This window comes from Oceaniglobus indicus, assembly GCF_002751875.1.
GTDB lineage: Bacteria > Pseudomonadota > Alphaproteobacteria > Rhodobacterales > Rhodobacteraceae > Oceaniglobus > Oceaniglobus indicus.
Genome location: NZ_NMZM01000001.1, coordinates 489,677 through 513,828, shown reverse-complemented (window position 1 = coordinate 513,828; position 24,152 = coordinate 489,677). Strand labels below are relative to the sequence as shown.

The 24,152-nt window shown below is 66.3% G+C and carries 23 protein-coding genes and 1 tRNA gene; 12 read left to right on the top strand and 12 right to left on the bottom strand.

Going from position 1 to position 24,152, the window contains the following annotated elements:
* Window positions 1-575: 575 nt before the first annotated feature.
* Window positions 576-1,148: a LacI family DNA-binding transcriptional regulator gene (locus CFP68_RS02420; protein WP_277621452.1), complete on the bottom strand. Its 573-nt coding sequence runs from the start codon at window positions 1,146-1,148 to the stop codon at window positions 576-578.
* Window positions 1,149-1,209: 61 nt separating this feature from the next.
* On the opposite strand from CFP68_RS02420, the gene CFP68_RS02415 reads away from it, so the two are divergent.
* The gene (locus CFP68_RS02415; RefSeq protein WP_241523921.1) at window positions 1,210-1,491 is read left to right on the top strand and encodes a hypothetical protein; all 282 of its coding nucleotides are present in this window, start codon (window positions 1,210-1,212) and stop codon (window positions 1,489-1,491) included.
* Window positions 1,492-1,504: 13 nt separating this feature from the next.
* Here CFP68_RS02415 and CFP68_RS18350 read toward each other — a convergent pair whose 3' ends face one another.
* Window positions 1,505-1,645 carry a hypothetical protein gene (locus CFP68_RS18350; RefSeq protein WP_241523920.1) on the bottom strand — a complete coding sequence of 47 codons (141 nt, stop codon included), beginning with the start codon at window positions 1,643-1,645 and terminating at the stop codon, window positions 1,505-1,507.
* 104 nt (window positions 1,646-1,749) lie between these two features.
* Between CFP68_RS18350 and CFP68_RS02410 the strand changes: the two genes are divergently transcribed.
* Together CFP68_RS02410 and CFP68_RS02405 are read left to right on the top strand one after the other, a co-directional pair.
* Complete coding sequence (locus tag CFP68_RS02410; protein ID WP_241523919.1) at window positions 1,750-2,346, top strand: carbohydrate ABC transporter permease; 597 nt, start codon at window positions 1,750-1,752, stop codon at window positions 2,344-2,346.
* Between the two features lie 4 nt (window positions 2,347-2,350).
* On the top strand, window positions 2,351-2,707 hold the full coding sequence (locus tag CFP68_RS02405) for a cytochrome b family protein (RefSeq protein ID WP_099824053.1): 357 nt from the start codon (window positions 2,351-2,353) through the stop codon (window positions 2,705-2,707).
* A gap of 81 nt (window positions 2,708-2,788) precedes the next feature.
* On the opposite strand, the gene CFP68_RS02400 is transcribed toward CFP68_RS02405, so the two are convergent.
* The 4 genes from CFP68_RS02400 to CFP68_RS02385 form a co-directional block, all read right to left on the bottom strand.
* Window positions 2,789-2,865: transfer RNA gene (locus CFP68_RS02400), tRNA-Pro, on the bottom strand.
* A gap of 94 nt (window positions 2,866-2,959) precedes the next feature.
* A complete protein-coding gene (locus CFP68_RS02395) occupies window positions 2,960-4,096 on the bottom strand; it encodes a DegT/DnrJ/EryC1/StrS family aminotransferase (RefSeq protein WP_193825201.1) in 1,137 nt (378 codons plus the stop codon).
* A gap of 107 nt (window positions 4,097-4,203) precedes the next feature.
* On the bottom strand, window positions 4,204-5,322 hold the full coding sequence (locus tag CFP68_RS02390) for a glycosyltransferase (RefSeq protein WP_099824048.1): 1,119 nt from the start codon (window positions 5,320-5,322) through the stop codon (window positions 4,204-4,206).
* 1 nt (window position 5,323) lies between these two features.
* Window positions 5,324-6,505, bottom strand: a complete 1,182-nt coding sequence (locus CFP68_RS02385) for a glycosyltransferase family 4 protein (RefSeq protein ID WP_241523918.1) — start codon at window positions 6,503-6,505, stop codon at window positions 5,324-5,326.
* 382 nt (window positions 6,506-6,887) lie between these two features.
* Here CFP68_RS02385 and CFP68_RS02380 point away from each other — a divergent pair, with 382 nt between their 5' ends.
* Complete coding sequence (locus tag CFP68_RS02380) at window positions 6,888-7,724, top strand: glycosyltransferase family 2 protein (protein WP_241523917.1); 837 nt, start codon at window positions 6,888-6,890, stop codon at window positions 7,722-7,724.
* Window positions 7,725-7,769: 45 nt separating this feature from the next.
* On the top strand, window positions 7,770-8,615 hold the full coding sequence (locus CFP68_RS02375) for a class I SAM-dependent methyltransferase (protein ID WP_158234115.1): 846 nt from the start codon (window positions 7,770-7,772) through the stop codon (window positions 8,613-8,615).
* Between the two features lie 18 nt (window positions 8,616-8,633).
* Here the strand turns inward: CFP68_RS02375 and CFP68_RS02370 are convergent, their stop codons facing one another.
* The 6 genes from CFP68_RS02370 to CFP68_RS02345 all read right to left on the bottom strand — a co-directional run bounded on the left by CFP68_RS02370 (window position 8,634) and on the right by CFP68_RS02345 (window position 16,859).
* Window positions 8,634-9,785, bottom strand: a complete 1,152-nt coding sequence (locus CFP68_RS02370; RefSeq protein WP_099824042.1) for a hypothetical protein — start codon at window positions 9,783-9,785, stop codon at window positions 8,634-8,636.
* Window positions 9,782-11,113, bottom strand: a complete 1,332-nt coding sequence (locus CFP68_RS02365; RefSeq protein WP_099824040.1) for a flippase — start codon at window positions 11,111-11,113, stop codon at window positions 9,782-9,784. The genes CFP68_RS02370 and CFP68_RS02365 overlap by 4 nt, the downstream gene beginning before the upstream one ends.
* Before the next feature lie 58 nt (window positions 11,114-11,171).
* A complete protein-coding gene (locus CFP68_RS02360) occupies window positions 11,172-12,482 on the bottom strand; it encodes a hypothetical protein (protein WP_099824038.1) in 1,311 nt (436 codons plus the stop codon).
* A 19-nt stretch (window positions 12,483-12,501) separates the two neighbouring features.
* Window positions 12,502-14,622, bottom strand: coding sequence for an exopolysaccharide transport family protein (locus tag CFP68_RS02355; protein WP_145953382.1), 2,121 nt, complete (start codon window positions 14,620-14,622; stop codon window positions 12,502-12,504).
* 192 nt (window positions 14,623-14,814) lie between these two features.
* Window positions 14,815-15,732, bottom strand: a complete 918-nt coding sequence (locus CFP68_RS02350) for a hypothetical protein (RefSeq protein WP_145953381.1) — start codon at window positions 15,730-15,732, stop codon at window positions 14,815-14,817.
* Window positions 15,729-16,859, bottom strand: coding sequence for a glycosyltransferase family 4 protein (locus tag CFP68_RS02345; RefSeq protein WP_099824032.1), 1,131 nt, complete (start codon window positions 16,857-16,859; stop codon window positions 15,729-15,731). The genes CFP68_RS02350 and CFP68_RS02345 overlap by 4 nt, the downstream gene beginning before the upstream one ends.
* 189 nt (window positions 16,860-17,048) lie before the next feature.
* Between CFP68_RS02345 and CFP68_RS02340 the strand changes: the two genes are divergently transcribed.
* The 7 genes from CFP68_RS02340 (at window position 17,049) to CFP68_RS02310 (ending at window position 24,114) form a co-directional block, all read left to right on the top strand.
* Window positions 17,049-17,465 (top strand): CopG family transcriptional regulator, encoded by a 417-nt coding sequence (locus CFP68_RS02340; RefSeq protein WP_099824221.1) that lies wholly within the window; start codon window positions 17,049-17,051, stop codon window positions 17,463-17,465.
* A 27-nt stretch (window positions 17,466-17,492) separates the two neighbouring features.
* Window positions 17,493-18,623: an extracellular catalytic domain type 1 short-chain-length polyhydroxyalkanoate depolymerase gene (locus CFP68_RS02335; RefSeq protein ID WP_099824029.1), complete on the top strand. Its 1,131-nt coding sequence runs from the start codon at window positions 17,493-17,495 to the stop codon at window positions 18,621-18,623.
* A gap of 1 nt (window position 18,624) precedes the next feature.
* On the top strand, window positions 18,625-19,812 hold the full coding sequence (locus CFP68_RS02330) for a C45 family autoproteolytic acyltransferase/hydrolase (protein ID WP_099824026.1): 1,188 nt from the start codon (window positions 18,625-18,627) through the stop codon (window positions 19,810-19,812).
* A gap of 92 nt (window positions 19,813-19,904) precedes the next feature.
* Window positions 19,905-20,291: a YidH family protein gene (locus CFP68_RS02325; protein ID WP_099824024.1), complete on the top strand. Its 387-nt coding sequence runs from the start codon at window positions 19,905-19,907 to the stop codon at window positions 20,289-20,291.
* Window positions 20,292-20,571: 280 nt separating this feature from the next.
* Entirely contained in the window at window positions 20,572-22,215 is a 1,644-nt protein-coding gene (locus CFP68_RS02320; protein WP_099824021.1) for an amidohydrolase, read from the top strand.
* On the top strand, window positions 22,212-23,150 hold the full coding sequence (locus CFP68_RS02315; RefSeq protein WP_099824018.1) for an ABC transporter permease: 939 nt from the start codon (window positions 22,212-22,214) through the stop codon (window positions 23,148-23,150). The genes CFP68_RS02320 and CFP68_RS02315 overlap by 4 nt, the downstream gene beginning before the upstream one ends.
* A 79-nt stretch (window positions 23,151-23,229) precedes the next feature.
* Complete coding sequence (locus tag CFP68_RS02310) at window positions 23,230-24,114, top strand: ABC transporter permease (RefSeq protein ID WP_099824219.1); 885 nt, start codon at window positions 23,230-23,232, stop codon at window positions 24,112-24,114.
* The last annotated feature ends 38 nt before the right edge of the window (window positions 24,115-24,152 follow it).

Sequence of the window (24,152 nt, the reverse complement as noted above, 5' to 3'; positions counted from 1 at the left end):
CATACATCCCGATGCGACGTGATCTGGCGGTTCCGAATTGTCCCAAGGTCAGGCGATCCCACAACATGTTGTATCGCTGCTGTCGGCCTGCACAAACTGACGTATCTGGACCGAAATGGTCAATCCTTTTTTCCCCGTTTGGAGGGAATAATCCGGTTGACGATTTCCAAAGGCCACCCAGCCGTCAGCGCGCAAAATCGATCCCCGATTCATACCCGAACCATCCACAGATCGGGGATCGCAAAAAAGTGTCGCATCTCGGCGGGGTTAGTCCGATTGGCACACAGGTGCATCAGATCGGCGGGCCGGGCGGCGGTGGACGTTTCGGGCATCGGCGAAAAAAGCACTAGATCTGGTGGTGTGGCGGCCAGAGCAACAACAAGGGATGGCGTCGGGCGAATCCACTCCCTGGGCGCGAATCGGTGATATGCGATTCTCGCGACGCGGGTGCGGGCCGGGGTCCGCAGCGTCGCAATCCTTCATTCGGATCGGCCCGCTTGTGGCGCAGACGCCGGTGGCGACGCCAGCGGACGCCCGACGCCAGCGGGCCACAAGATGTGGTGCGGCGTCACCGGTCAGGCCTGGCGCATCGTCGTCTCGCCGCGGTGCAGCCGGGCGGGCAGGCATTGCGCCCGCTTGCCCCGGGCGCCGTTGATCCGGGCCAGCAGGCTGCGCGCGCCCAGCATCCCCAACTGCCGGCGCGGCGTGATCACCGTGGTCAGGGATTGTTCCAGCACCCGCGTCAGACCGAGACCGTTGAAGCCGACGATGCCGATATCGTTGAGAAAGAAGATCACATCCGGTCGCGTGCCGTTCAACAGGGCTTCGGCCCCGTCGAACCCGGCCTCGTTCAGCGATGCAGGGCGGGCGACGGGGATGCGCCCGGTATCGCCGAACACGGCGCGCAACCCGGCCAGCCGGCCCTCGGCCCGCATGTCTCGCCCGCGCGGCGCGCCGACGAACGCGGGACGCCGATAGCCCAGCGCCGCAACATGTTCCGCCGCCAGCGACCGCGCGTTCGAGTTCGGGACGTAATGCAGCCGCCGGGCAAGCTCGACGATCTCGGCACGGCGCGCGGCCGACACGCCTTCGACACCGCGCAGGGCGCGCGACACGGTCATCATCGACACGGCGAGCCGTTCGGCGATATCGCGCAGGACGATCGAGCGCTCACCGCTCTAACGAGTCGTATACATCAAGCTGCCGCTGATGCTGCCGGTGCTGATCGTCACCTGCCTGTTGCGCCTGATCGATGCCTTCAAGGTGCTGGAGGTCGTGCTGGTGCTGACCAACGGCGGGCCGGGTCCGTCGACGGAAATCCTGTCGCTGCGCATCTATCGCACCGCGTCGGAGTTCCGCGAGTTGGGCGAGGCGGCGGCGATGTCGAATTACCTGCTGATCCTGACCTTCGCGACGTTCCTCTACAACAAGGCGCAGGATCTGCGCGCCGCCCGCCTGCGCGCCGGCGCCGACAAAGGGGATGAAGCATGAGCGAACCGGTCGTCTATGAAAAACAGAACCTGACACCCCCTGCGCTGATTGTCGCGCTTGTGATGATGTCGGTGGGGCCCATCGTGCTGACGCTGATCACGTCGCTGCGGCTGAACGTCGACATCACCCCGGCCACGTCGTCGCTGTTCTTCATGCCGACGATCCGCAACTACGAAACCGCGCTCTGCGGCGAAACATATCGGACACTGCGACAAGACGTTCGGGCGCGCTCTGGTCAATTCGCTGATCATCTCGATCGTGTCCACCGCGCTGACGCTGGTGATCGGCTGCATGGCGGCCTATGCGCTGGTGCGGTTCCGCTTCATGGGTCGCGATACCGTGTCGCTGACCACGCTGATGATGCGCATGGTGCCACCCGCCGTCCTGCTGGTGCCGGTGTTCGGCATCTGGACGTTCCAGTCCGGCATCGACGGCACCCGCGCCGGGATCATCCTGGTCTATGTCGCGATGAACCTGCCCTTCGTGATCTGGATCCTGCAAAGCTATATCGTGCAGGTCCCGATCCAGCTGGAAGAGGCCGCGCGCATGGACGGGGCAGGGCCGTTCCAGGTGTTCTTCCTGGTCGTGCTGCCCCTGATCAAGCCGGGTCTGGCCGCCGCCGCCATCTTCACCTTCCGCATCGCGTGGAACGAATTCCTGCTGGCGAACGCGCTGGTCGACCGTGACACCCGCACCGTGCCGGTGACCATCGTCAACTCGATCACCGAATACGATATCGACTGGGGCGTCATCATGGCCACGGGCATGTTGCTGGCGATTCCGCCGATCCTGTTCACGTTTGTCGCCTCGCGCCAGATCATCACCGGGATGACCGCCGGCGCCGTCAAGGGCTGATCCCGTGATCGAGTGGCTGCTCGCTCCGCTCGACCCGACCATGGCGCATGACGTCGGCTTCCTGCTGTCGTGGCATGCCCGCCTGATGGTGCTGGCCTGGGCGGTGCTGGCTCCCGCGGGCGTGATCGTCGCGCGGTTCTTCAAGGTCTGGCCGGGGCAGGACTGGCCGCGCCAGTTGGATGACCAGCGCTGGTGGCGCGCCCATCGCATCTTTCAATACGGCACGGTGGTCCTGACCGTGTTCGCAGCACTGCAAAGCCGCGGCATGGTGATCGACACCTATCACGCGATCTGGGGCGACGATCCGGCGCATTGCGGAAACCCGGCCAAGCGCTGCGCGGCACGTCGTGCACGCCGTTGAGTGGCAGCGTTGACAGGGCCGAACGTCGCGGATTGAAACATCGCGGGCGCGGTCGGGCACGATCCCGACCTCCGGCTTCAATGGTCGGGGCGATAGGATTCGAACCTACGACCCTCTGTTCCCAAAACAGATGCGCTACCAGGCTGCGCTACGCCCCGACATGATCGCTGTAATGGAACGTGGGGCAGATGGAAAGTCTTCGTGTCCCCTCGTTACCGAAAAAACACCGTGCGCGGGCCGGGTCACGGGCGGCTAGGGGATCGCCGGGCGGGACGCGGACAGGTCGGTCAGGACGTCGCCGATGATCTGCACATGGTCGGGCTGCACGCCCGAGTGAAACGGCAAGCACAGCAAGGTGGTCTTGACCCGCTCGACCACGGGAACCGGCTGAAGGCTGGCGACGGGCGCACCGCGATAGCTGTCGTAATCGGTGCAGATCGGCCAGAAATAGCGCCGAGCATGAATGTCGCGCTGTTTCAGCCGATCATAGACATCATCGCGCGACGCGCCGAAAATCTCGGGGTCCACCCGCAACATGTAGTATTGCTCGGATCGCACGACATCCCCCTGCCGCGCCTGAGGGATCAGGCCGGGAAAGGTTGCGACGATGGCGTCATATCGCGCGCGCAGATCGCGGCGCAGGTCGCGTTCGTGTTCGAAGGCGTCGAGGTTCAAAAGCCCGATGGCGGCGTGCAGCTCGCTCATCTTGCCATTGATCCCGACCGATTTGACCTGCTCTTCCGACGCGATGCCGAAGTTGCGGGCCAATTGCAGCCGCTCGGACAGGGCCGGATCGCGGCTGGTGACCAGACCGCCTTCGATGGTGTTGAACAGCTTGGTGGCATGCATCGAGAACACGCTCAGATCGCCCATGGCGGCGGTGGAGACACCGGCCTTTTCGGCCGCGAAGGCGTGGGCCGCATCATAGAGAAGCCGCAGGCCGTGCTGCGAACACAGCGCCTGCAAGGCCGCATCGTTGCAGATCGTGCCATAGACGTGCACGCCGATGACCGCAGCCGTGCGCGGGGTGATCGCGCGCGCGACCGCCCGTGGATCAAGCGTCAGGGTATCGGGGTCAATATCCGCGAACACCGGCTTAAGCCCGCAGGCGCTGATGGCGTGGGCGGTGGCGGGAAAGGTCAGGGGCGTGGTGATGACCTCGGCCCCCGGAGGCAGGTCAAGCGCCAGCATCGCGCATTGCAGGGCCGAGGTGCCGGAACTGAACAACCGCGCGACGGGAACGCCCAGCCGGCGTGACAGGGCGGCTTCCAGCCGGTTGTGAAGCGGCCCTTCGTTCGTCACCCATCGGCTGGCCCAGATCTCGTCCAGCAGGATGTCCAGGTCGGCACGCGAAGGCAGCAGCGGACGCGCGACATACAACGGGGTCATTGGGATCCTCCTTGGGCGTTGCTGGATTTCTGGCTCTTCCTGTCGTGTCGTTCACTCGCTAAATGGAACCGGTTCGGGTCGTGTAACGTCGCGCCTGATCCGGGCGGTCAGGGCGTCAAAACCTCCGTATAGCGCGCGAATACGGCGGCGGGCGCATAGTCTTTGGCCCTTTCGGCGGCGCGCGCGCCATAGGTGGCGCGTGTTCCGGCGTCGTCCAGCAGGTCCATCGCGGCCGCCAGGGCGGCAGGCGCGTTCATCGGCACCAGCAGACCCCAGCGTGCCTGTTCCAGCGCGACGGTCGCCCCTTCGCGCCGATCCGCAAGGATTTCCGCCGGCCCCGAGGCGCAATCGGTCGACACGACCGGACGGCCCAGGGCCATCGCCTCGACCAGGGCATTGGGAAACCCCTCGCTGCGCGAGGCCGAGACATAGGCGGTCGCCCGTGCGACCACGGCATGGGGGTTGCGAACATAGCCCGGCATCAAGACCCGCGCCCCGATGCCCAGATCACGGGCAAGCGCGTCAAGCCGGGCGCGTTCCGGCCCGTCGCCCAGCATGACCAACGCACGGGACCGGTTCGATTGCCTGGCAAAGGCGCGCAGCAGCGTTTCGCCATCCTTGTTGGGCACAAGCCGCCCGACGCTGACAAGAAAATCCGCGGGCAGGGGGATCGGTGGCGCCTCGGCCCCGAGGGCATGCAAGCGGTCGGCATCGATCGGGTTCGCGATGGTGTGAAGCCGCGCGTCGTCGACGCCATAGGTGCGCTTCAATTCATCCGCGACGCCTTGCGAGACGGCGATCACCGCGTCTGCCCGCGGATAGAGATGCCGCACGACCCCGCGCAGCACGCGGGCGCGCAGACCGGTGCCCAGATGGCTGGTCGTGTGCACGCGTTCGCTGATGATGCAGCGGAACCGCCCGGCGCTTCGGCCCAGCACGGCGGCACAATTCGCGCGGGTCAGAAAGCTCAGCACGATATCGGGCTGCCAGTCGGTGATGGTTCGGCGGACCGCGCGGATGCTGCGCCAGAAACCGCCGCGTCCGTCCAGTTGCACCACCCGCACCGGTGATGCCGGCGGATGGGCGATGGCGCGATCGTCCAGCAGAGCAAGCCGAATATCGAGGTCCGACCGGGTCTGTGCCAGGTGATCCGCAAGGGCAGCCATCACTTTTTCGGCGCCGCCGCCTTCCAGCGAATTGATCAGCAGAAGCAGCCGGCGGGTCATGTCATGTGTCCCGGTCGGTGGCGCCGGCCGGTTCGTGGCCGGGGCGCACCAGCGATTTGCCGACCACGACCCTGTCCAGCCGTTCCAGCGTCAGCCGGGCGATGCGATTCCAGTCATAGACATCGAGATCGAAATCGCCGGGCACTGCGAAGGTGCGAAAATCCTGGCCCAGCTTGCGCGACAGCCCGTCGACCGAGCCGGTGGGAAAGTAATTGCGCTCGGGCAGGCCGAGGAACCTGTTTTCCTCGATATCGCTGAACAGGACCGGGGCGCCGACGCTGATCGCCTCGAGCGCCGCGATCGACAGGCCCTCGTGCGTCGACGGCAGCACGAAAAGCCCGGCCGCGTGGTTCAGCGACAGGATCACATCGCGCGGCTGGCGACCGGTCAGGATGATCGTCTCGTCGGTCGCGGCTTCGGCCTCGATCCGGCGCGCATAGGCGCTGTCATGGTCCGAAGCGCCGATGATCAGCAGCTTGCAGGCCGGACGGGCACGTCCGAGACCGGCCTGCCGGAATGCGGCGATCAGCAGATCCTGCGCCTTTTCCGGCACCAGACGGCCCACCGACACCACGTAACATCCGCGCACCAGGGTGAACCGGCGCAACAGACGGTCCGAGGCCGGGTTGGCCGAGGTCCGCGTCAGCCCGTTGGGAATGTGCACGATGCGCTGGGCGCGGTCGGCAAAGCGGCGACGCAGGCGCGTTTCGCTGGCCTTGGACACCGTGATGACCTGGTGGGCGAAACGCATCGCCAGAACCTCGCCCAGTTGCAGCGCCAACCGCGAGCCCCGGCCCCATTTCTGGCGGCGATAGTCTTCGCCGTGATGGGTGAACAGCAACCGGAAGCGCAGCAGCCGGGCCAGCGGTGCCAGAAGGCCCGGACCGATGGCGTGCAGATGCACGATGCTGGCGTGCAGCACGAAGCGGGCATAGAAAAGCGCGATGAAGGTGTGCACGATGGTCTCGAGCGCAGCGCGCCGCGGCGCCCAGAGCGGGATCTGGGAAACGCCGTCAAAGGTGGCACGCTCGGCCACGTATCCCTTGCGCGCCAGCACCGTGATTTCCAGCTCGCCGGTGGGCACCTGGGACAGCAGCCGTGGCAGCAACTGGCTGCAATGGGTTTCGATGCCGCCCATCACGTCGGGGATGCCGCGCAAACCGATGACCGCAACTCGATACACGACAGGGCCCTCCTTTCCGGTATCCTGCGAATGCCCGTAAGCGCCCGGGCAATCGACCGGGCCGAAAGGATCGCGGCGGCCCGGTTTAGCTCCCTGATCCTTCCAGCAACACCAAACACCCCGTATCTGGCAAGCCCGTTAACGATTTCGACCCATATTTCGATGCCAGACCGCGAGAAACGCGACAATGCGCCTTGAATTCGCGATATTGGTGCGGACGGCGACACCCCAAGGCCCGCTTCGTTGACCGTCCGGCCGATTTCATTGTAACCGTGCAAGGATCAGGGGCCGGATCATCGCACGCCTCCGCTTCTGCGGCATGATCGACGGGTGGGCCGGGGGTTTCTGTGTCGCCCAATTCATCCACGGCAGGTTGTTTCCGATGCCATTGAATGTCCCCGAGCCGAAAATCAGCGTCGTGATACCGACCTGCAACCGCACCGGTTTCCTGGCCGAGGCGATCCGCAGCGCGCTGGATCAGACGGTCGATATTCTCGAGGTAATCGTGATCGACGACGCGTCGGACACCGATCCGTGCCCGGCGCTGGCGCACTTCGGCGACCGGGTGCGTTGCGCCCGGCTGGACAGCCGGGTCGGCGCCAGCCGCGCGCGCAACCGGGGGGTCGAACTGGCGCGGGGCAACATCGTGGCGTTTCTGGATGACGATGATCTGTGGCGCCCGGAAAAGACCGAATTGCAGCTTGCGGCCATGGGTGACTGGGCCGAAGCCTGCCTGTGTTCGGCGCAAGAGTTGGGGCGACCACCACACCGGCCGTGGCATGTGCCGATGACCGAAGACCGGCTGCGCGCGCACAGCCCATGTGGCACCAGCGGGTTGATCGCCACGCGGGCGGTCATGCTGGCTGAACCGTTCGACCCTGACATCCTGCGCGGCGAAGACTGGGACGTATACGTGCGCATCGCCCGGCGGGGCACCCTGGCCCATATCGAACGGCCGCTCTATTTCCGGCGCACCGGACATGCGCGCATCACGACCGAGGCGATCCGCCAGTCGCCCGAAGAGTTGCTGCAGGCGGCGGCGGTCGCGCACAAGCACCGCGCGTGGCTGGGCGAACGCGCCTTCCGGCGCCGCATCGCGAACACGTTGCTGATGTTCATCGCCCGCAGGCAAGGCCGCTTGCGCTATGTCATGGCATCGCTGCGCCATGCGGGCCTGCGCGCCACGGTGTCGGAGTTGGCCGGGAAGTTTCGACGTTAACCGGCGGCAGGTTGATGGATAGATGCAGCAGATGGGATGAACCAGGTGGCGACGAATACGGATTGCAGACACCGTCTGCATACGGCGCTGGGCCAGATCGACGCGTTGATGTCGCGCCCGGTTTACGACGCCCTGTTCGATGCCGTGGCGCGGGAAACGCCGGACCATATCCTGGAAATCGGCACCGCCCATGGTGCCGGCACGATCGCGATGGCGCTGGGGGCCGAATCGCGCGGGGCGGCCACCCGGATCCAGACTGTCGACACGCTGGAAGCCCTGGCCGATATCCCGTCGTCGCGGGCCGATTACGGCGACGCAAAGGCCAACGAGGATATCGTGCGCGGCAACTTCGATCGCGCCGGGGTGGCTTCGCGGATCTCGTTGTTCGTCGGGCGCAGTGACGTTTTCGCCGCGTCGCAATCGCCGGGCGATCCGATGATCGGGATGCTGGTGCTGGACGCCGATGGCCGGATCGACCGCGACCTGTTGCTGTTTCACGCCCGGATGACGCGCAACTGCCTGATCGTGGTGGATGACATCGACGGCGATGTCGGGGCGTCGTTCACGCGCGGGGGTCTGTCGCTGGACCTCAAGCATGTGATCTCGGAGAAGCTGACGTCCAGCCTGGTGGCCCATGGCTATCTGAAGCTGGAAAAACGGGTCTGGAATACATCGTTCTTCCGTGCGGTCGATCCGCAAGACTGGGACGAGGATGAGATTCGCGCCCTTGCTATCGCATGCTATCGCGAGCTGGTGTTCCTGAAAGCGGGAACGCGCGGGCTGTTCGTCAGCACCGCCGCATCGCTGCTGGGCTCGAACGCGGTGTTGCGACCGTTCTACGGCAGCGCGCGCGCGATCTATCGGCGGCTGTCGCGGCGTCCGCGCCGGTAAACGGGCCGCCCCGCCCGGTCAGTCGCCGGGGGCGGCGGGTAATGCCAGCGCCGACAGGATGGCCGCGCGTTCGGCCAGATGCGCGCGCCGTCGCTGGACGCTTCCGCCAGCGCGCGCCATCAGCCAGAGAGGATGGACCACGGCCCGTTTGAACCGCTGCACCGCGATCGGATCGTTCAGAAGGCTGTGTCGGCTCAGTCCGGTGAAGGGGCGCCATTTGCCGGGATAGGGATCGCGCCGCATCGCCGGATCCAGCGGCAGGCCGTCGAACGCGGCGTCGCCGATGCCGGCCAGAAAACACGCGCGTTCCACGGCCACGGGGGCCGCGCGGCGAAACGCGAATTCGAAATCGATGGCGCGCACTGCGCCACTTGTGCGTTCGATCAGGATGTTGTCGCGCGGTGTCAGATCCACCGGATCCCACCCCCGTGCCGTCACCAATCGGGCAAAATCGGCCAGTCGCCGGACATTCTCCAGCGACAGGAGGGATGGCAATGGGCGACGCGAAGCCCGGCTTTCGATGTATTCATAATACAGCGCGTTGTCGCTGCGCGCCAGAATGCGCGCCGGAACGCGGCTGAGCGGGGCAATATCGTCGTGAAACGCGATTTCGCGCCGCATCGCGGCCTGCGCGGTTGCGCGAAACGTCTTCTTGACCGCCTGTCCGCCGTTCCAGCGCACCAGTTCGACCTTGGCGCGATGCTTGTGACGGCTGAGGTCGGCAAGGATCGTTTCGCGTGTTTGCATCTCGGCGCGGCGCAGCGCGATCTGGCCATTCAGATCGTCGATCTCGGCGGGGTTCAGCGCGCGGCGGCAAATGGCATCGGCCTGTCGCGCGGTTTGCGCCACCCGCAGATCCGCCGCGCCCGCTCCAAGGACGGCACCAAGGTGATATACCGCGCTGTCGGTCGCACCATGGCCATAGCGCGCGCCGATCCCGGGCGAGGGGTCTGAAATCAGCGGGTTGAAAGCGATTAGAATGCGCGCGCCCGTCGCGTCAGGTTCGGCGGGCCAGCCAGTGACGGTGGCGTCGGGCAGGGCGCGGTCGCCAAAGACCTCGAACCCCCGGTTTTCAAGCGCCTGGGCGGCCGTGCGGCGCGATGCGGGCGACATCCGCCCCGAGATCACGACGACACACAGGCCGGGACGACATTCGCGCGCCCGGCTCATCCGCGAAAGCCCCGCCTGATCAACCCCGGTATCCGGCGCGGCCAGAAGATCGCGCGCAACTGCATCATCGCGATCGGCCGGATCGCCGGCACCAGTGGCGCAAGAAGCAGCGGCGCCAGCGTATAGGACAGAACCGTGGCGATGGCGGCGCCGATGGCCCCGTATGGCGGGATCAGCAGCAGGTTGAGCACCACGTTGGTGCCCGCGCCGGTCAGGTTGATGATCGCCGAACCCCAATAGCGTTCCTCGACCAAAAGGGATTTGTGGATCAGCTCGCGGGTGGCGAACACGATGCCGACCCAGACATAGATCTGCAAAAGCGGCACGGCGCCGATGTATTCGGCGCCGAACAGCAGGTCGATCAGGGGCCGGGCCCAGAAGATCGAGCTGACGGCCACCGCGGTGCCGAAGGCGGCGAACAGATCCATGGCGTCCTGCATCCGCTGTTCATACCGCGCGGGCGACTGGGTGCGCACCTGCAACATGCGCGGAAACGCCGCCATCGCCAGCGATGCGGGCAGCAGATACCACGCCTCGGACAGGCGCGCGGCCACGGCGTAAAGGCCCGTCGTCTCTGTGCCGACCATGGACGCAAGGAACAGGATGTCGATCTTGAGATAGATCACCGCCGAGATCGACCCCAGCATCAGCGGCAGCGCATGGCGCGCATAGGTGCGCATCAGGCGGAAATCGACCTGCAACCGCGGGGGTCGGCCGGAAAAGCGGGAATAGGCAACGCCGGCGAAGACACCCTGGGCCACGGTTTCACCGGCCTGGGCCAGGATGAAGGCGTCCACCGGCATGTCGGTCAGGATCAGCGCGATGCGCACCACGCTGAACACCAGCAGAACGCAGACGTTCACGATCACGAAGGGGCGCGGGTTCTGTTCGGCGATGAACTGTTCCTTGATCGTGTCGATGGTCTGAAACAGCAACGCGCCCGCCAGGATCAGACACAGCACGGCGATCCGGTCGTGATCGATGGGAAAAAGCGTGACCGTGCCATAGATCGCCGCGATGGCCACCAGCGTTCCCGCCAGCCGCATGGCGGTGATCGTGCCCAGGATGCGGGGCGTGTCGTCGGGCCGGCTGGCGTATTCGCGCAGTGACAGGTTGCGCAGTCCCAGCGTGGTCAGGGGCATCGCGATCACGACAAGCGAGACGGCATAGCTGAGCACGCCGAAATCGCCGGGGCCCAGATGGCGGGCGATCAGCACCCCCAGCACCAGCGAATTGACCATCATCACCAGCTGCCGTGCCAGAAGCCAACCGGCGGATTTCAGCAGCCGCGCGCGCACGTCCGACACCGATGGCACCCAACGCCTCATCGCGGCGCACCGGGCAGGGTCAGCGGGGGCAGGGCGGGGCGGACCGGACGGGGCATCTTCACACCACCGGCCGGCGCGACCGCAGGGCCGACGCCGCCTCCGGGGTCACGGCGCGCGGTTCCGCCAGATACCATGTGACGGAACACAGCATTGCCAGAAGGATCATCCCTTCCGGCCGGTTGAAGAACGAGGTGCCGAGACTGCCGATCAGGATCGCCCCATACCCCGACGCGACGACCAGCCCGACGGGGTGGGCGATGCGACCGAGGGCGATCGCGATATAGCGGATCAGCAGGCCCACCCAGAGCGCCAGCCCGACAAGGCCGAACTCGAACATCATGCGCAGGTATTCGTTGTGGGGATGCACGGCGATGTTGCGCGCCTGCGCGCCCGGGCCGAAGCCCACGATCTGTTGCACGGGGCTGCCGGCGATGAAGTCCTGCACATAGGAGGCGGCGATGAAACCGCGGGCCGACAGGATCCGCTGTTCGCTGAAGGTGTATTCCTGGGGCGGTTTGACCAAGCTGCCGAATTCGTTCAGCACGAGGCCGATCTCGTCAAAGCGCCCGCCCGGCAACAGCGGCGCCAGTGCCGCCAGCAGCAGCGCGCCCAGCGTCACCGGCACAACGGCCCGACGCAGTTGCCGTCCCGGCAGGAACTGGATCGCCAGCGCGAACAGCAACGGCAGAGCGGCCAGCATCATCGTGCGGTAATTCGACAGCGCCAGCGAAGCCAGCACCACCGCGAACGCCGACAGATGCACACCCCGGTGCCGCCAGGGATACAGCGTCACCAGCCAGAGCAGCGCAAGCGCGACCGTGGCGAAGACCGCTTCGTGCGCGTAATTGCCGACATAGCTGATCGTGCCATCCATACCGACCAGCGAACGGTTCGTGGCCACCGACATCGCCTGCATCGCCAGGGGCAGCGCGAATGCCGCAAGCAGGCAGCGCAGGACGGGGCGGGCGCCGTGGATCTGGAACGCACGGTGCAAAAGCAGCGCACAGACCAGGAACATCGCCCAAAGCACCACGGCATTGACCAGCGCGCCGATTCGGCCATTCAACACACCGCTGAGGACCGCAAGCGCGATGAAGCCGAAGAACGGCAGCGCGCGCCAGTCGCGGTAACGGTGCAGCGGCACGACAAGGATCGCGACCGCCGTCAGCCCCAGCGTTCCGATCGCCAGCAGGGATTGTCCGGCCGCCACCGGGCGCAGGGCCGGCTCACCCAGCGCGGTCAGGGCAAAGCGTGTCCAGATCAGGCCGATGACCAGGATCGACAACCGATCGCTGTCAAGCGCGCGCAACGTGCGCATCAGAACAAGGAAACTCGCCAGGATGGTTCCCAGTGAAATCAGCGTCCACATGCAGGTTTCCCCAGACCGCTCACGCCGACGCGATGCGACGTGGTGCCGCGCGCGCCACCCGGCGCAGGGGCGGCAGGGCCTTGGCCGGCATACGGTTCAGCGCGACCGCGCTGACCGCCACGCCGACCTCGCGCAGGCCCGACACGCATTGCTGCAAGGCCGTGCGACTGGTCTGGTTCCAGCTGCAGGCGACAATCACGTGATCCGCCATCTGGCCGATCTCGACCATGCGCGACGACATGGGCATCGCCTGGGCATCGACGATGATCACATCGGCGTTCAGGATGTTCTCCTTGCGGTCGTGCAGGCTGGATTCGACGGCGACGTGGCGTTCGACGATCCGCATGGCATCTTCGGAATAATCCAGAAACCCGAACTTCAGGCTTTCGTAATCCCGGGTCTGGCCCAGCCCGGCCAGACCGCCGCCGGTGGGGTCGGCATTGATCAGGACGGTGGAGTAATCATTCGCGGCAAAGGTGTCGGACAACAGCAGGCTGAGCGACGATTTGCCGTCGCCCTCTTCGACCGAGGTCACGACGATCAGCGTCGACCACTTGTGGGTCTTCGGCATCAGCCGAAGCTGGAACCACCGCATCACGCTGTCCAGGTTGGCGCCTTTCGGGCGGTGCATCAGGCGCAACATCTCCAGCGGCGTCGCGGCGCGGGGCATCAGCGGGATGGGTTGCACGTGGCCGACGCCGGTCAGGCGGTGGACCTCGTCGGCGCGGGTCACGGCGGTCGACGGGCGGCGAAAGAACGCCAGCAGCGCCAGAACCAGCGCGCCGCCCCCGACACCGCCCAGCACCGCGCCGCTGGCCTTTTGCGGCGACACCGGATCGGACGGGCGTTCCGCCGCCGAAACGATCCGCGCGCCCGGTGACTGGAACAGGCTGCGTTCGCGCACGTCCTTCAGCCGCAGCGCAAATCGGTCATAGACATCGCGCGACGCCTCGGCCTCGCGTTCCAGGGCCTGCAACGACAAGTCGTCGCCGCGACTGTCAAGCAGGCCGCCGCGCGTCTCGCGCAGTTGCACGTCAAGCGCGTCCAGCCGATCGTCCAGCACGTTGATCCGCACGTCGAGCCCCGACAGCACGCGACCGATTTCGTCCTGCAACTGCTGTTCCAGCTGGGCGCGTGTTGCCAGCACCTCGCGCGTCTTCGGGTGATCGCCGTATTGGGCGCGCAGTTCGATCACCTGCCGATCCAGTTGTGACAGCTGTTCGATCATCGCCGTCAGGCCGGGCAGGGCCGCCGCGGCCGCAAGCGTCACATAGTTTTCGCTGTCCGACAGCTGGGTCAGCTCGGTGCGCTGGGCCGCCAGTTCGTCGCGCTGCAGCGTGAGCTGCCCGATCTGCGCGGTGAGTTCCGAGATCTGCCGCTCGAGATCGGTGGAGACGGATTGGCCGACGTCGATCACCGCGCGCCGCGCCTCCGACACACGGGCCTCGGCGGCTTCCAGTTCGCGCCGCAATTCGTCGGTGCGGTCTTCCAGCCAGGCGGTGGCGCGGTCGGCGGCAATCGTCTTCAGCTCGATCTGCTTCAGGATGTATTGCTCGGCCACCTCGTTGGCGATTGCCGCCGACAGGGCCGCATTCTGGGATTGGGCCGAGATTTCGATGATCAGGGATTCGCCCAGCACCCGGGTCGCGACGGTTTCGCGCAGAACCCGCGCCGTTCGGCTGACCGGATCACGCGGGGCCGCGACATCGTCGTCTTCGGCCGGCAGCAGCGCGCGGATCGCGGCTTTCGCGCGATCCAAGGGGCCGGGCGTGCGCAAGGCGGGGTTGAACTCGGCCCGCGTGGTCAGGTCCAGTTCGGTGACCACCGCGCGCATGACATCGCTTGAGCGCATGACGATCAGCGCGCTCTGGAGTGTGGCGACATTGCCGACCTGGTCTGCCACCACGTTGGGAATGTCGATCACCGGCGCGGGCGCCACCTCGAGCATGACTTGCGTTTCGGCCTCGTAAAGCGGCGCCACCTGGGTCAGCGCACCGTAGGTCAGGATCGCGGCCATGACTGCGCCCGGCAGGATGCGCCACTTGGCGCCCATTGCGATCGACCACAAGGACACGCCGCCCGGATCGGACCCCGCCGGCCCCGGTGCCGGTTCAACTCTGTCCCAAGGGTCCATCGTCACGTGTGAATTCCTGATCAACTGCTTGCGGTCTGAAACGCGGACGTCGTCGGCAAAACGGAACTCTACCATAGAGACGGCGATCGCAAGGGTGTGCCGCGCTCTCCCGGTTGCATCATTGCGCGAGATGACGCTGCCAATAGGGCTATTTTATGACGATTTCGCCAGGATGTCAGCGGCGGCGTGACCGCCCGTTCAGTCGCCCGCGGCGCAAGCCCGGAACATCGGGTGCATGTCGCCCGTCGTCCGCGGATCGCGCGCCGGATACAGGATCGCCGGCGCGTTTCCCGTTGCACAGGATATCTGATCCGGGCGAAGGCGGGGCACGCCGTTGAAAAGACTGTCATATATGTGCAGCGATACCGTGCTGCAGTCGTCAAACCAGATCAGCGTGCCACCGCCCGGCTTGTCGATCCGCGCCCCGACCAGGTAATGCGGCCCCGGCGTCCAATAGCGCAGCGGCCGGTGGCCCGGGCCGGATATGGCAAGATCGACGATCTGCGACACGTCGGCCTTGTTGTCGATGGCAGAATCCGCGTTCCAGTCGGCGATGCGCAGCGATTGCGCATGAAAGGCCGCGGCACCGTCCAGCACGATCGCGTCATAATTGGTCGTCGCGTAGGATTCCCAGGCGGGCCAGCCGGGGCGGATGGTGACATCGGCCAGAAAAAGCCGAATGCCGCCATCCTTGCGGTTGGTCTTGATCCCGGCGCCATAGATGTCGCTCGAACGCAGATCCGAGATCGTCACGTTGCGGAAGGCCGCGCGGCGGTCCTGTGGATCGCCCCCGTGCCAGACCGAAAAGCCGACCCGCGGCCCCGAAAGCGTGGCGTCGTGAACAAGCACCGGAGTTTCAAGCGCGACCCGCTTGGTGAACTGGCCGGTCCGCCGGTCGGCACCCGCAAAGGCGCGTTCGATCCATGCCTTGGCCCAGGACGTGCCACAGTCCGCATCGTCCGTGGGGGTGTCGGCCTTTGGCGCGCCCGCCGCGACGCCGAATGCCAGCGCAAGACACAGCGCGCGGGCGATGTTCGCGGTGCATCTTGTGCCCCGGCGCATTCCGCCCGCGCGACTTCGGATCGGCCGACCAAGGGGCGGGCCGCGCCGGCTCATCCGGCGATCTCGGCTTCGATGCGCTTGCGGATGCGACCGGCGACAAGCGGCCAGTCATACCGCGCCTCGGCACGCGCACGCCCCGCCGCGCCGAAGGCCGCACAGCGCGCCGGATCGTCCAGCAGGGCGCAAAGCCGGTCGGCCAGGGCGGCGTCGTCCTCGGGGGTGACGAGAAATCCGTTCAGGCCGTCCTCGACAATATCGGGCAAGGCGCCCACGCGGGTCGCGACCACCGGCAGGTGTTGCCACATCGCCTCGACGAACACGTTGCCGAAGGGTTCCAGTCGCGTCGGCATGCAGAAGATCGACGCCGCGCCGTAGATAGCCGGCAGATCCTCAAGCGGAACACGCCCCCGCACATCGACACCGGGGATGTCGCCCAGGTCGGGCACGTCACCCACCAGAGTCAGGCGCGCGTCGGGATGGCGGTCGCGCAGGCGGCGGAACGCCTTGATCAGCACCGGACCGCCCTTGCGATCCCAATCGACACCGACGAACAGGATGTTCTTGCGCGCGTATCGGCCGGTGTCGTCCGGGGACGGCGGCGGGATGGCCGAATTGCTGCCGGTATAGACACATTCGACTCGGTTTTCCGGCATGTCGTAATCGACGTGCAGCGATCGGCTGACGTTGGAACTCCACGTAAAAACGGTGGTGGCATTGTGATAGATGCTGCGTTCGCAGTCGATCCATGCCCGACTATACAGATCGGCGGGGGTGAAGCCGTCGAACCGCAGGTTTTCCAGGTGCGTGTGGTCGGTATAGACGAAATTGGGAAGCCCCGGCACGCTGGCGTCGAACAGCGATTGCAGCTGGATCGAGAAGGCATAATCCCTGGCCGAAACGCATTGCGCCATCTCGCGCTTGATCCAGCGAAAGATCCACGGTGTCCGGAACGCCGCGTATTTCAACGCCTTGCGCCCGCGGATCAGGTCGGGGGCATAGGTCGCGGCGGCAACCGCGGCGGCCCTCGCCATGGCGGCGCGGTTTTTCCTGAGACGGTCCAGCACGTATATGATGTCGATCTGCGCGTCCGCGAAGGTCTGCTCGAACGCGGCCAAGGTGCTGCGCGTGGCAACGGGCGCCGGCGGCGAGGGCGTCAGTGAAAAGATCGCGATCTTGCGCATGCGTAGGGTGTCCCGAAAAGCAGGGCCGAGCGTGCCATCACTGCCCCGTCAGATCAATCACCTTGTCCGGCGGGTGGCCCGCGACGCCCGGCTTTGGAAAGAAACCTGCGCGAGATCGGCAAAGAAACCTTGCAACAGCCACATGCACAGCCATATACCATCCACATGGATGGCATAGGGATGTTCGATATGAGCAACGTCAGGCAAATTCGCGACCGGCAACCCGAGAGCGAGAAGATCACGATCAACCTCGGCTTCGTGGATCTGGGCCGGATCGACCTTCTGGTGCAGGAGGGATTCTATTCCAACCGCAGCGATTTCATCCGCACGGCGATCCGTAACCAGCTGTCCACCCACGGCGAGGCGGTCACCGCCTCGATCGAACGACACACCATGGAACTGGGACTTCGGGACTGGTCGCGCGCCGATCTGGAAGCCGTGCGCGACGCGGGCGAAATCCTGCACGTCAAGGTTGTGGGGCTGGCACGGATCGCGGCCGACGTGACGCCCGACCTGGCACGGGCGACCATCGGGTCGATCACCGTGCTGGGCGCATTGCAGGCGCCCGCGGACATCCGCGAAGCCCTGAAAGACAGAATTAAATAGGGCGCACACGCCCCTGAAAGGAACGAAATGATCAAGAAACTGAACGCCGACGCCATGCGTCGGGCGACCGATGGTGCACGGCCGGTCAACGGCGAGGCGGCGCGCGATCTGGTGCAGCGGACGCTGGCGCAACACGGGCTGGTGTCGCCGCTGGCGAACGAGGGCGGCTTTGGCGGCCTGCCCGATATGGGCGGTTTGCCGGGCATGGGCAAGCTGTCGGACATGGGCAGCCTGCCGGACATGAACGCATTGATGGGGGGCCTTGCGGGCCGGAACACAGCACCGGACGCACCGCTTGTGGAGGGCGCCGTGTTCCGGCGCAGCGATGCCACCGAGGGCGGGCGTGCCTTCCGCACCTATGTTCCGGCCACGGCCACCGACGGCGTGGCGGGGATTGTCGTGATGTTGCACGGCTGCACCCAGACGCCCGAGGACTTCGCCCGCGGCACCGGCATGAACGATCTGGCCGAAAAGCACCGTCTTGTGGTGATCTATCCACAGCAATCGCGCGGCGACAACGCGCAATCCTGCTGGAACTGGTTCAGCCGGGGCGATCAGCGACGCGAACGTGGCGAACCGGCCATCCTGGCCGCGATCACCCGCGACGCGATGGCGGAATTCGGCGTGAGCCGCGAACGAACGTTCGTCGCGGGCCTGTCGGCCGGTGCGGCGATGGCGGTGATCCTCGGGGCGACCTACCCGGACGTGTTTTCAGCCGTCGGGGCGCATTCGGGCCTGCCGCTCGGTGCGGCCAACGATGTGGCGTCAGCCTTCGCCGCCATGGCGGGCAACGGTGCCGTCGTCACGCCCAGCGGCGCGGCGCATCCGGGCGCCGGGACGGTGCGTACCATCGTCTTTCACGGCACCGCCGACGCGACGGTGCATCCCACCAACGGCGAGGCCATCGCGCGCCAGGCGCTGGATCGCGGCGCGCGCCAGACCATCGAGACCGAGGTGCGCGGCGATGTCGGTGGGCGCGCCTTTCACCGCCGGATCGCGGCATCGCCGGACGGCGCTGCCGACCTGGAACACTGGGTGATCGATGGGCTGGGCCATGCGTGGTCGGGCGGGAAACCCGCCGGCACCTACACCGACGCCAAGGGCCCCGACGCCAGCGCCGAAATGGTGCGCTTCTTTCTGAACGAAAAGGAACTTTGAGATGACCACGATGACACTGACCTTCGATGCCGTGGACGAGGCTACACCGGGCCCCAAATGGGCGGCGCGCTGGCAACGCTCATGGCCCGCCTACGAGGCATGGTTCATCGCCCGCGGCGGCGACAACGGACCATCGGCGGCGGACTGTCGCGCCGCGCTGCGCCGCCATATGCCGGAACTGGCGCCGGTGCATGAAAAGCTCACCGCGCTGGCGGGCGGGTCGGACCGGGCGGCGCGGTTCCTGTCCACATGGTGTCCGCCGACCTATCTGGGCGGCTGTTCGCTGGCGGCCATGGCCGAGGGCGACGACGTGCGTCTGGTGCGCAATTACGACCTGTCGCCCGAGTTGAACGAGGGGCTGATGCTGCGCACCGAATGGACCGGCCGCGCGGTCATGGGGATGGTCGAATTCCTGTGGGGTCTGTCGGACGGGATCAACGACGCGGGCCTGTCGGTCGCGCTGGCCTATGGCGGGCGGTCCGAAACCGGCAAGGGGTTCGGCGTGACCACGATCCTGCGCTATGTGCTCGAAACCTGCGACACGGTGGATCAGGCGCTGGCCGCGCTGCGCCGGGTGCCGTCGCACATGGCCTATAACCTGGTGCTGGCCGATGCCGGGGGCCGCACCGCCAGTGTCGAGCTGTCGCCGGGCGGCGGGATCACCGTGATGCCCCGGGCCGTCGCCACCAACCACCAGAGCGGACCGCGCCCCGCCGACCGCCCCGCCTTCACCCGCACGCACGAGCGGCACGCTCACCTGTCGCGGATGCGGGCCGGGCCACGCACGCTGAACCGGCGGTTCCTGAAGGCGCCGCTGCTTCAGGAGCGATACGGCGAAGGGTTCGGCACACTGTTCACGGCTGAATACGATCCGGTCGCGCGCACGCTGGGCCTGACGATCGCGGGCGAGCGGTGGGACCAGGCGTTGTCGGCCTTTGCCGAAGGGCAGAAGATCGCGGATTACGGACGGATCACGGCGTCGCAGACCGCGGGACTGGCCCCGGTTGCCGCCCGCGCGCCGCAACGCACGTCGCACGGCGATTGGGCCGCATGGGCCGCGGTGGATTGGGCGGCCGTCGGGCGTGATTATGCAGCGGGGCGGGGGCGGGCGATCACCGATTACCTGCCGCACGCCCCGGGATCGGGCGGTGGTGGGGGGTGTCACCGTCACGCCGCCACGTCGGCCTGACCGCAAATCGATGGCAATCCTCCGACATCGGCGCGCAACCGGATCGGCCGCGTCGGTGTTGGGGTTCGATACCGGTTCAAGATGGACACGCCATGCCCGATACCGACCTGTCACAAAATCCCGATTCCGACGAGTTGGCCGATACCCGCACCGCATGGGCCGAGGATCGCACCGTTCTGGCCAACGAGCGGACCTTTGCCGGGTGGATGCGCACGGGGATGGCCTGTGTCGCGCTGGCGCTGGGCCTGAAGGCGGTGTTCAAGGACACCTCCTATCCGCTGATCGCCAAGGGCGTGGCCGAGATCTTCATCATTGCGGCGCTGCTGATCTTCTGGTCGGCCGTGCGGAACTGTCGCCTGGCGCGCGAGCGCATGGATGATCATGACGTGAGCGGTCATTCGCCGCGCCACATGATCGTTCTGGCCAGTGTGCTGAGCGTCGGCGCCGTGGCCACCGGCATCATCCTCTGGCTGCTGTGATACGACGGCGCGCCGGCCGCGCGGCGGATTGCGGGCCGCGGCGCAGGGCATAACCATATCAGATAATTTATGATGTCGGTGTCGTGCCGATAAACCCCAAGCCGACTAGGGTTTCCAAGCGGTTGCATCGTTTTGCACCCGGTATCGCCCCGCCTGAACATCGTTGACAGGACGCAACGTCGTTCGCTTCACTCGGCACAGGGCACATGCCTGACGATACTGCGAGGGGAACCGGGATGAGATCGAATATCGCCACGAACCGTGCGTCGGGGTGCGCAGCATGAGCGGATCGGGAATTGTCGTTGCCGACACCGTGCTGCGCGGCGGCAAGGTGTGGTGTGGCCTGGGGCTGGAGGTTACCCAGGCGCTGGCCCTGTTCGGCGGCCGGGTTCTGGCCACGGGCACGGATGCGCAGATCGAACCGCTGATCGGCCCAGATACGACGGTGATCGACCTGAACGGACGGCTGGCCACACCGGGCCTGAACGATGCGCACATGCACCTGCTGCCCTATGGCACCACCATGGCCGAGGTTGATCTGCGCACCAAGGTCGCGCCGACGCTCGAGGCGCTGTTGCAGGCGGTGCGCGATGGCGCCGCCGGTCTTGCGCCCGGCGACTGGGTGATTGGCCGGGGTTACGACAACTCGAAACTGGACGTCGGGCGCCACCCCTACCGCGAGGAGCTGGACCAGGCGAGCCCGGACAACCCGGTTTATATCGTGCGCACCGACGGGCACCTTGCGGTCGCCAACTCGAAAGCGCTGGAACTGGCGGGGATCACCGAAGACACGCCGTCGCCGCAGGGTGGCATGATCGAAAAGCAGAACGGCAAGCTGACCGGCCTGCTGGCGGAAACCGCGCGCGAGCCGGTGATGAACGTGCTGCCCGACAATTCGGTCGACAAGCTGGTGGAAAGCATCGAACGCGGCGGGCGCGATCTGCTGTCGCGCGGCGTCACGTCCTGCATGGAGGCCGCGATCGGCATCCGTGACGGATGGACCGAAATGCTGGCCTATCAGAAGGCGCACCGCGACGGGCGGTTGCCGGTGCGGGTCTACGGCGTGCTGATGGGCGACAAGGGCCGCACCATCATGGCCGAGGCGCGCGCCGCCGGCATGGTATCGGGCGGCGGCGACGACATGTTGCGCATCGGCCCGGTCAAGATCTTCACTGACGGATCGGCAGGCGGGCGCACCGCGGCGATGAGCAAGCCCTACATGGGCGGTGACGAGAACGACACCGGCCTGTTGTGCCTGACCGATGACGAGCTGAACACGATGATCGCCGACGCGCACCGCGACGGCTATCGCTTCGCGATCCACGCCATCGGCGATGCGGCCATCGAACAGACGCTGAACGCGATGGAGGCGGCCCTGGCCGAGGTGCCGGACCCGAACCGTCGCCACCGGATCGAACATTGCGGCTGGCTGCGCCCGGATCAGATGGAGCGGATGAAGAAGCATCACATCCTGCCCGCGCCGCAGCCCGCGTTCCTGTATTACTTCGGCGACAACTATCTGAAACTGCTGGAGCGGGAGCGGGTCGAGGCGTCGCATCCCATGCGCACCTGGATCGATGCCGGCCTGCATCCTTCGGCATCGACGGATTGCCCGGTGGTCGAGGTCGACCCCTTCGCCAACCTCTATACGATGGTGACGCGCAAGACGGAAAACGGCACCCAGATCGGCACCGAGCATATCCTGACGATGGAAGAGGCCTTGAACGCCTATACCTTCGAATCGGCCTATGCCGCCCACGAGGAGACGATCAAGGGCCGCCTGGTGCCCGGGCAACTGGGCGACGTGGCGGTGTTCGACACCGACCTTCTGACCTGCACGCCGGAAGAGATCCTGACCACGCAGTGCGATCTGACGATCCTCGGCGGCAAGGTGGTCTATGAACGGAGCGATACCCGGCCATGATGACGCAGATCCTGAACCGGCTGCTGATTTCGATCCCGGTGCTGTTCGGGGTTCTGCTGCTGGGGTTCGGCCTTCTGATCCTTGTGCCGGGCGATCCGGCCATCGTTCTGGCCGGCCCCACCGCCACCCCCGACGTGGTGGCGGCGATCCGCGAGGAGATGGGCCTGGACGAACCCGTCCTGGTGCAGTTCTTCAAGTATCTCGGACGGGTGGTGCAGGGCGATCTGGGGCGGTCGCTGATTTCCAACAAGACGGTAATTTCGGAATTGCTGGCGGCGATCGGGCCGACGGCCGAACTGATGTTCGCCTGCCTGATCTGGTCGATCCCGCTGGGCATCGGCATGGGCACGCTGGCCGCCGTCTATCGCGGGTCGTTGATCGACCGGGCGATCATGGCGATCTCGGTGGCGGGGGTGTCGCTGCCGATCTTCTTCATCTGCCTGATGCTGATCCATTTCGTCGGTGTGCAATGGCGCCTGCTGCCCTTCATCGGGCGGGGCGGCCCGTTGTGGAGCGTGGACGGATTGCGCCACATCGCGCTGCCTGCCCTGTCGCTGGGGGCGATCTTCATCGGTCCGGTGGCGCGGATGACGCGGTCTTCGGTGCTGGAGGTGCTGAAGCTGGACCATGTTCGCACGGCGCGCGCCAAGGGATTGAGCGAATTGCGGGTGATCCTGCGCCATGGCCTGCGCAATGCCCTGATCCCGGTGGTGACGCTGATCGGCCTTCAGGCCGGGTATCTTCTGGGCGGCGCCGTGGTGACCGAGAGCATCTTTTCCTATCCCGGTGTCGGGCGCCTGGCGGTCGGTGCGATCCTGAGTTCCGACTTCCCGCTGGCCCAGGGCGCGATCCTGATCCTGGCGCTGGGGTTCATCCTGATCAACATGATCGTCGACATCCTTTATGCCCTGCTCGACCCGCGGGTGCAGCAATGAGCGGCGTTCTGTGTCCGAACGGTGCGACCGCGCGTTCCGCGACGCCCGCCCGCCCGGAAACCCACGCGGGGGCCAGGCCATGAGCGTTGCGCAGGAAGAAGCCATGGACGCCCCGGAACCGATCCGGCCCTGGTGGCAGCGGCTGATCCGCGATCCGGCGGCGTTGCTGGCGGCGGTTGTGCTGTTCGTGATCGTGGTCTGCGCCATCGCGGCACCCTGGATCGCACCGCACGATCCGTTCGCGTCGTCACGGGCGGTAATGAAGCCGCCGGTCTGGAACGCGCGTGGCGACTGGGCCTATATCCTCGGCACCGACGGGCAGGGGCGCGACATGCTGAGCCGGCTGTTCTATGGCACCCGGCTGACCCTGATCATCGGGCTTGTGTCGGTCGGGATCGGCGGCGTCCTGGGATCGTTCCTGGGGCTTCTGGCGGCGTTCCGGCCCGGCTTTGACCCGTTCGTGATGCGCTTTGTCGATATCATGCTGTCGTTCCCGGCCATCCTGCTGGGTCTGGCGCTGGTCGCCGTCCTTGGACCGGGGGCGGGGCCGGTGATCATCGCGCTGGCCATCGCGTCGGTGCCCGATTGCGCGCGGATCGCGCGTTCGATCGCGGTATCGGTGATGAAGCAGGAATACATCGAGGCGGGACGGGCCTTGGGGCTGTCGAACATGGCGCTGTTCACCCGCTACCTGCTGCGCAACAGCATCTCGTCGATCATGATCTTCATCTCGCTGCGCTTCGGGCAGATCATTCTGATCGGCGCCGCGCTGTCGTTCCTCGGGCTCGGCGCCCGTCCGCCGACCGCGGAATTGGGGATGATGGCGGCGCAGGGCCGCGATTTCCTGCTCTATGCTCCGCATATCGCGGTGATCCCGTCGGTCCTGATCTTCGTGATCGTGCTGGCGGCCAACGTGCTGGGCGATGCGCTGCGCGACGTTCTGGATCCGCGGTTGCGGTCCTGAAACACTGAAAACAACAGACGACAGGGAAAAGGAAAACA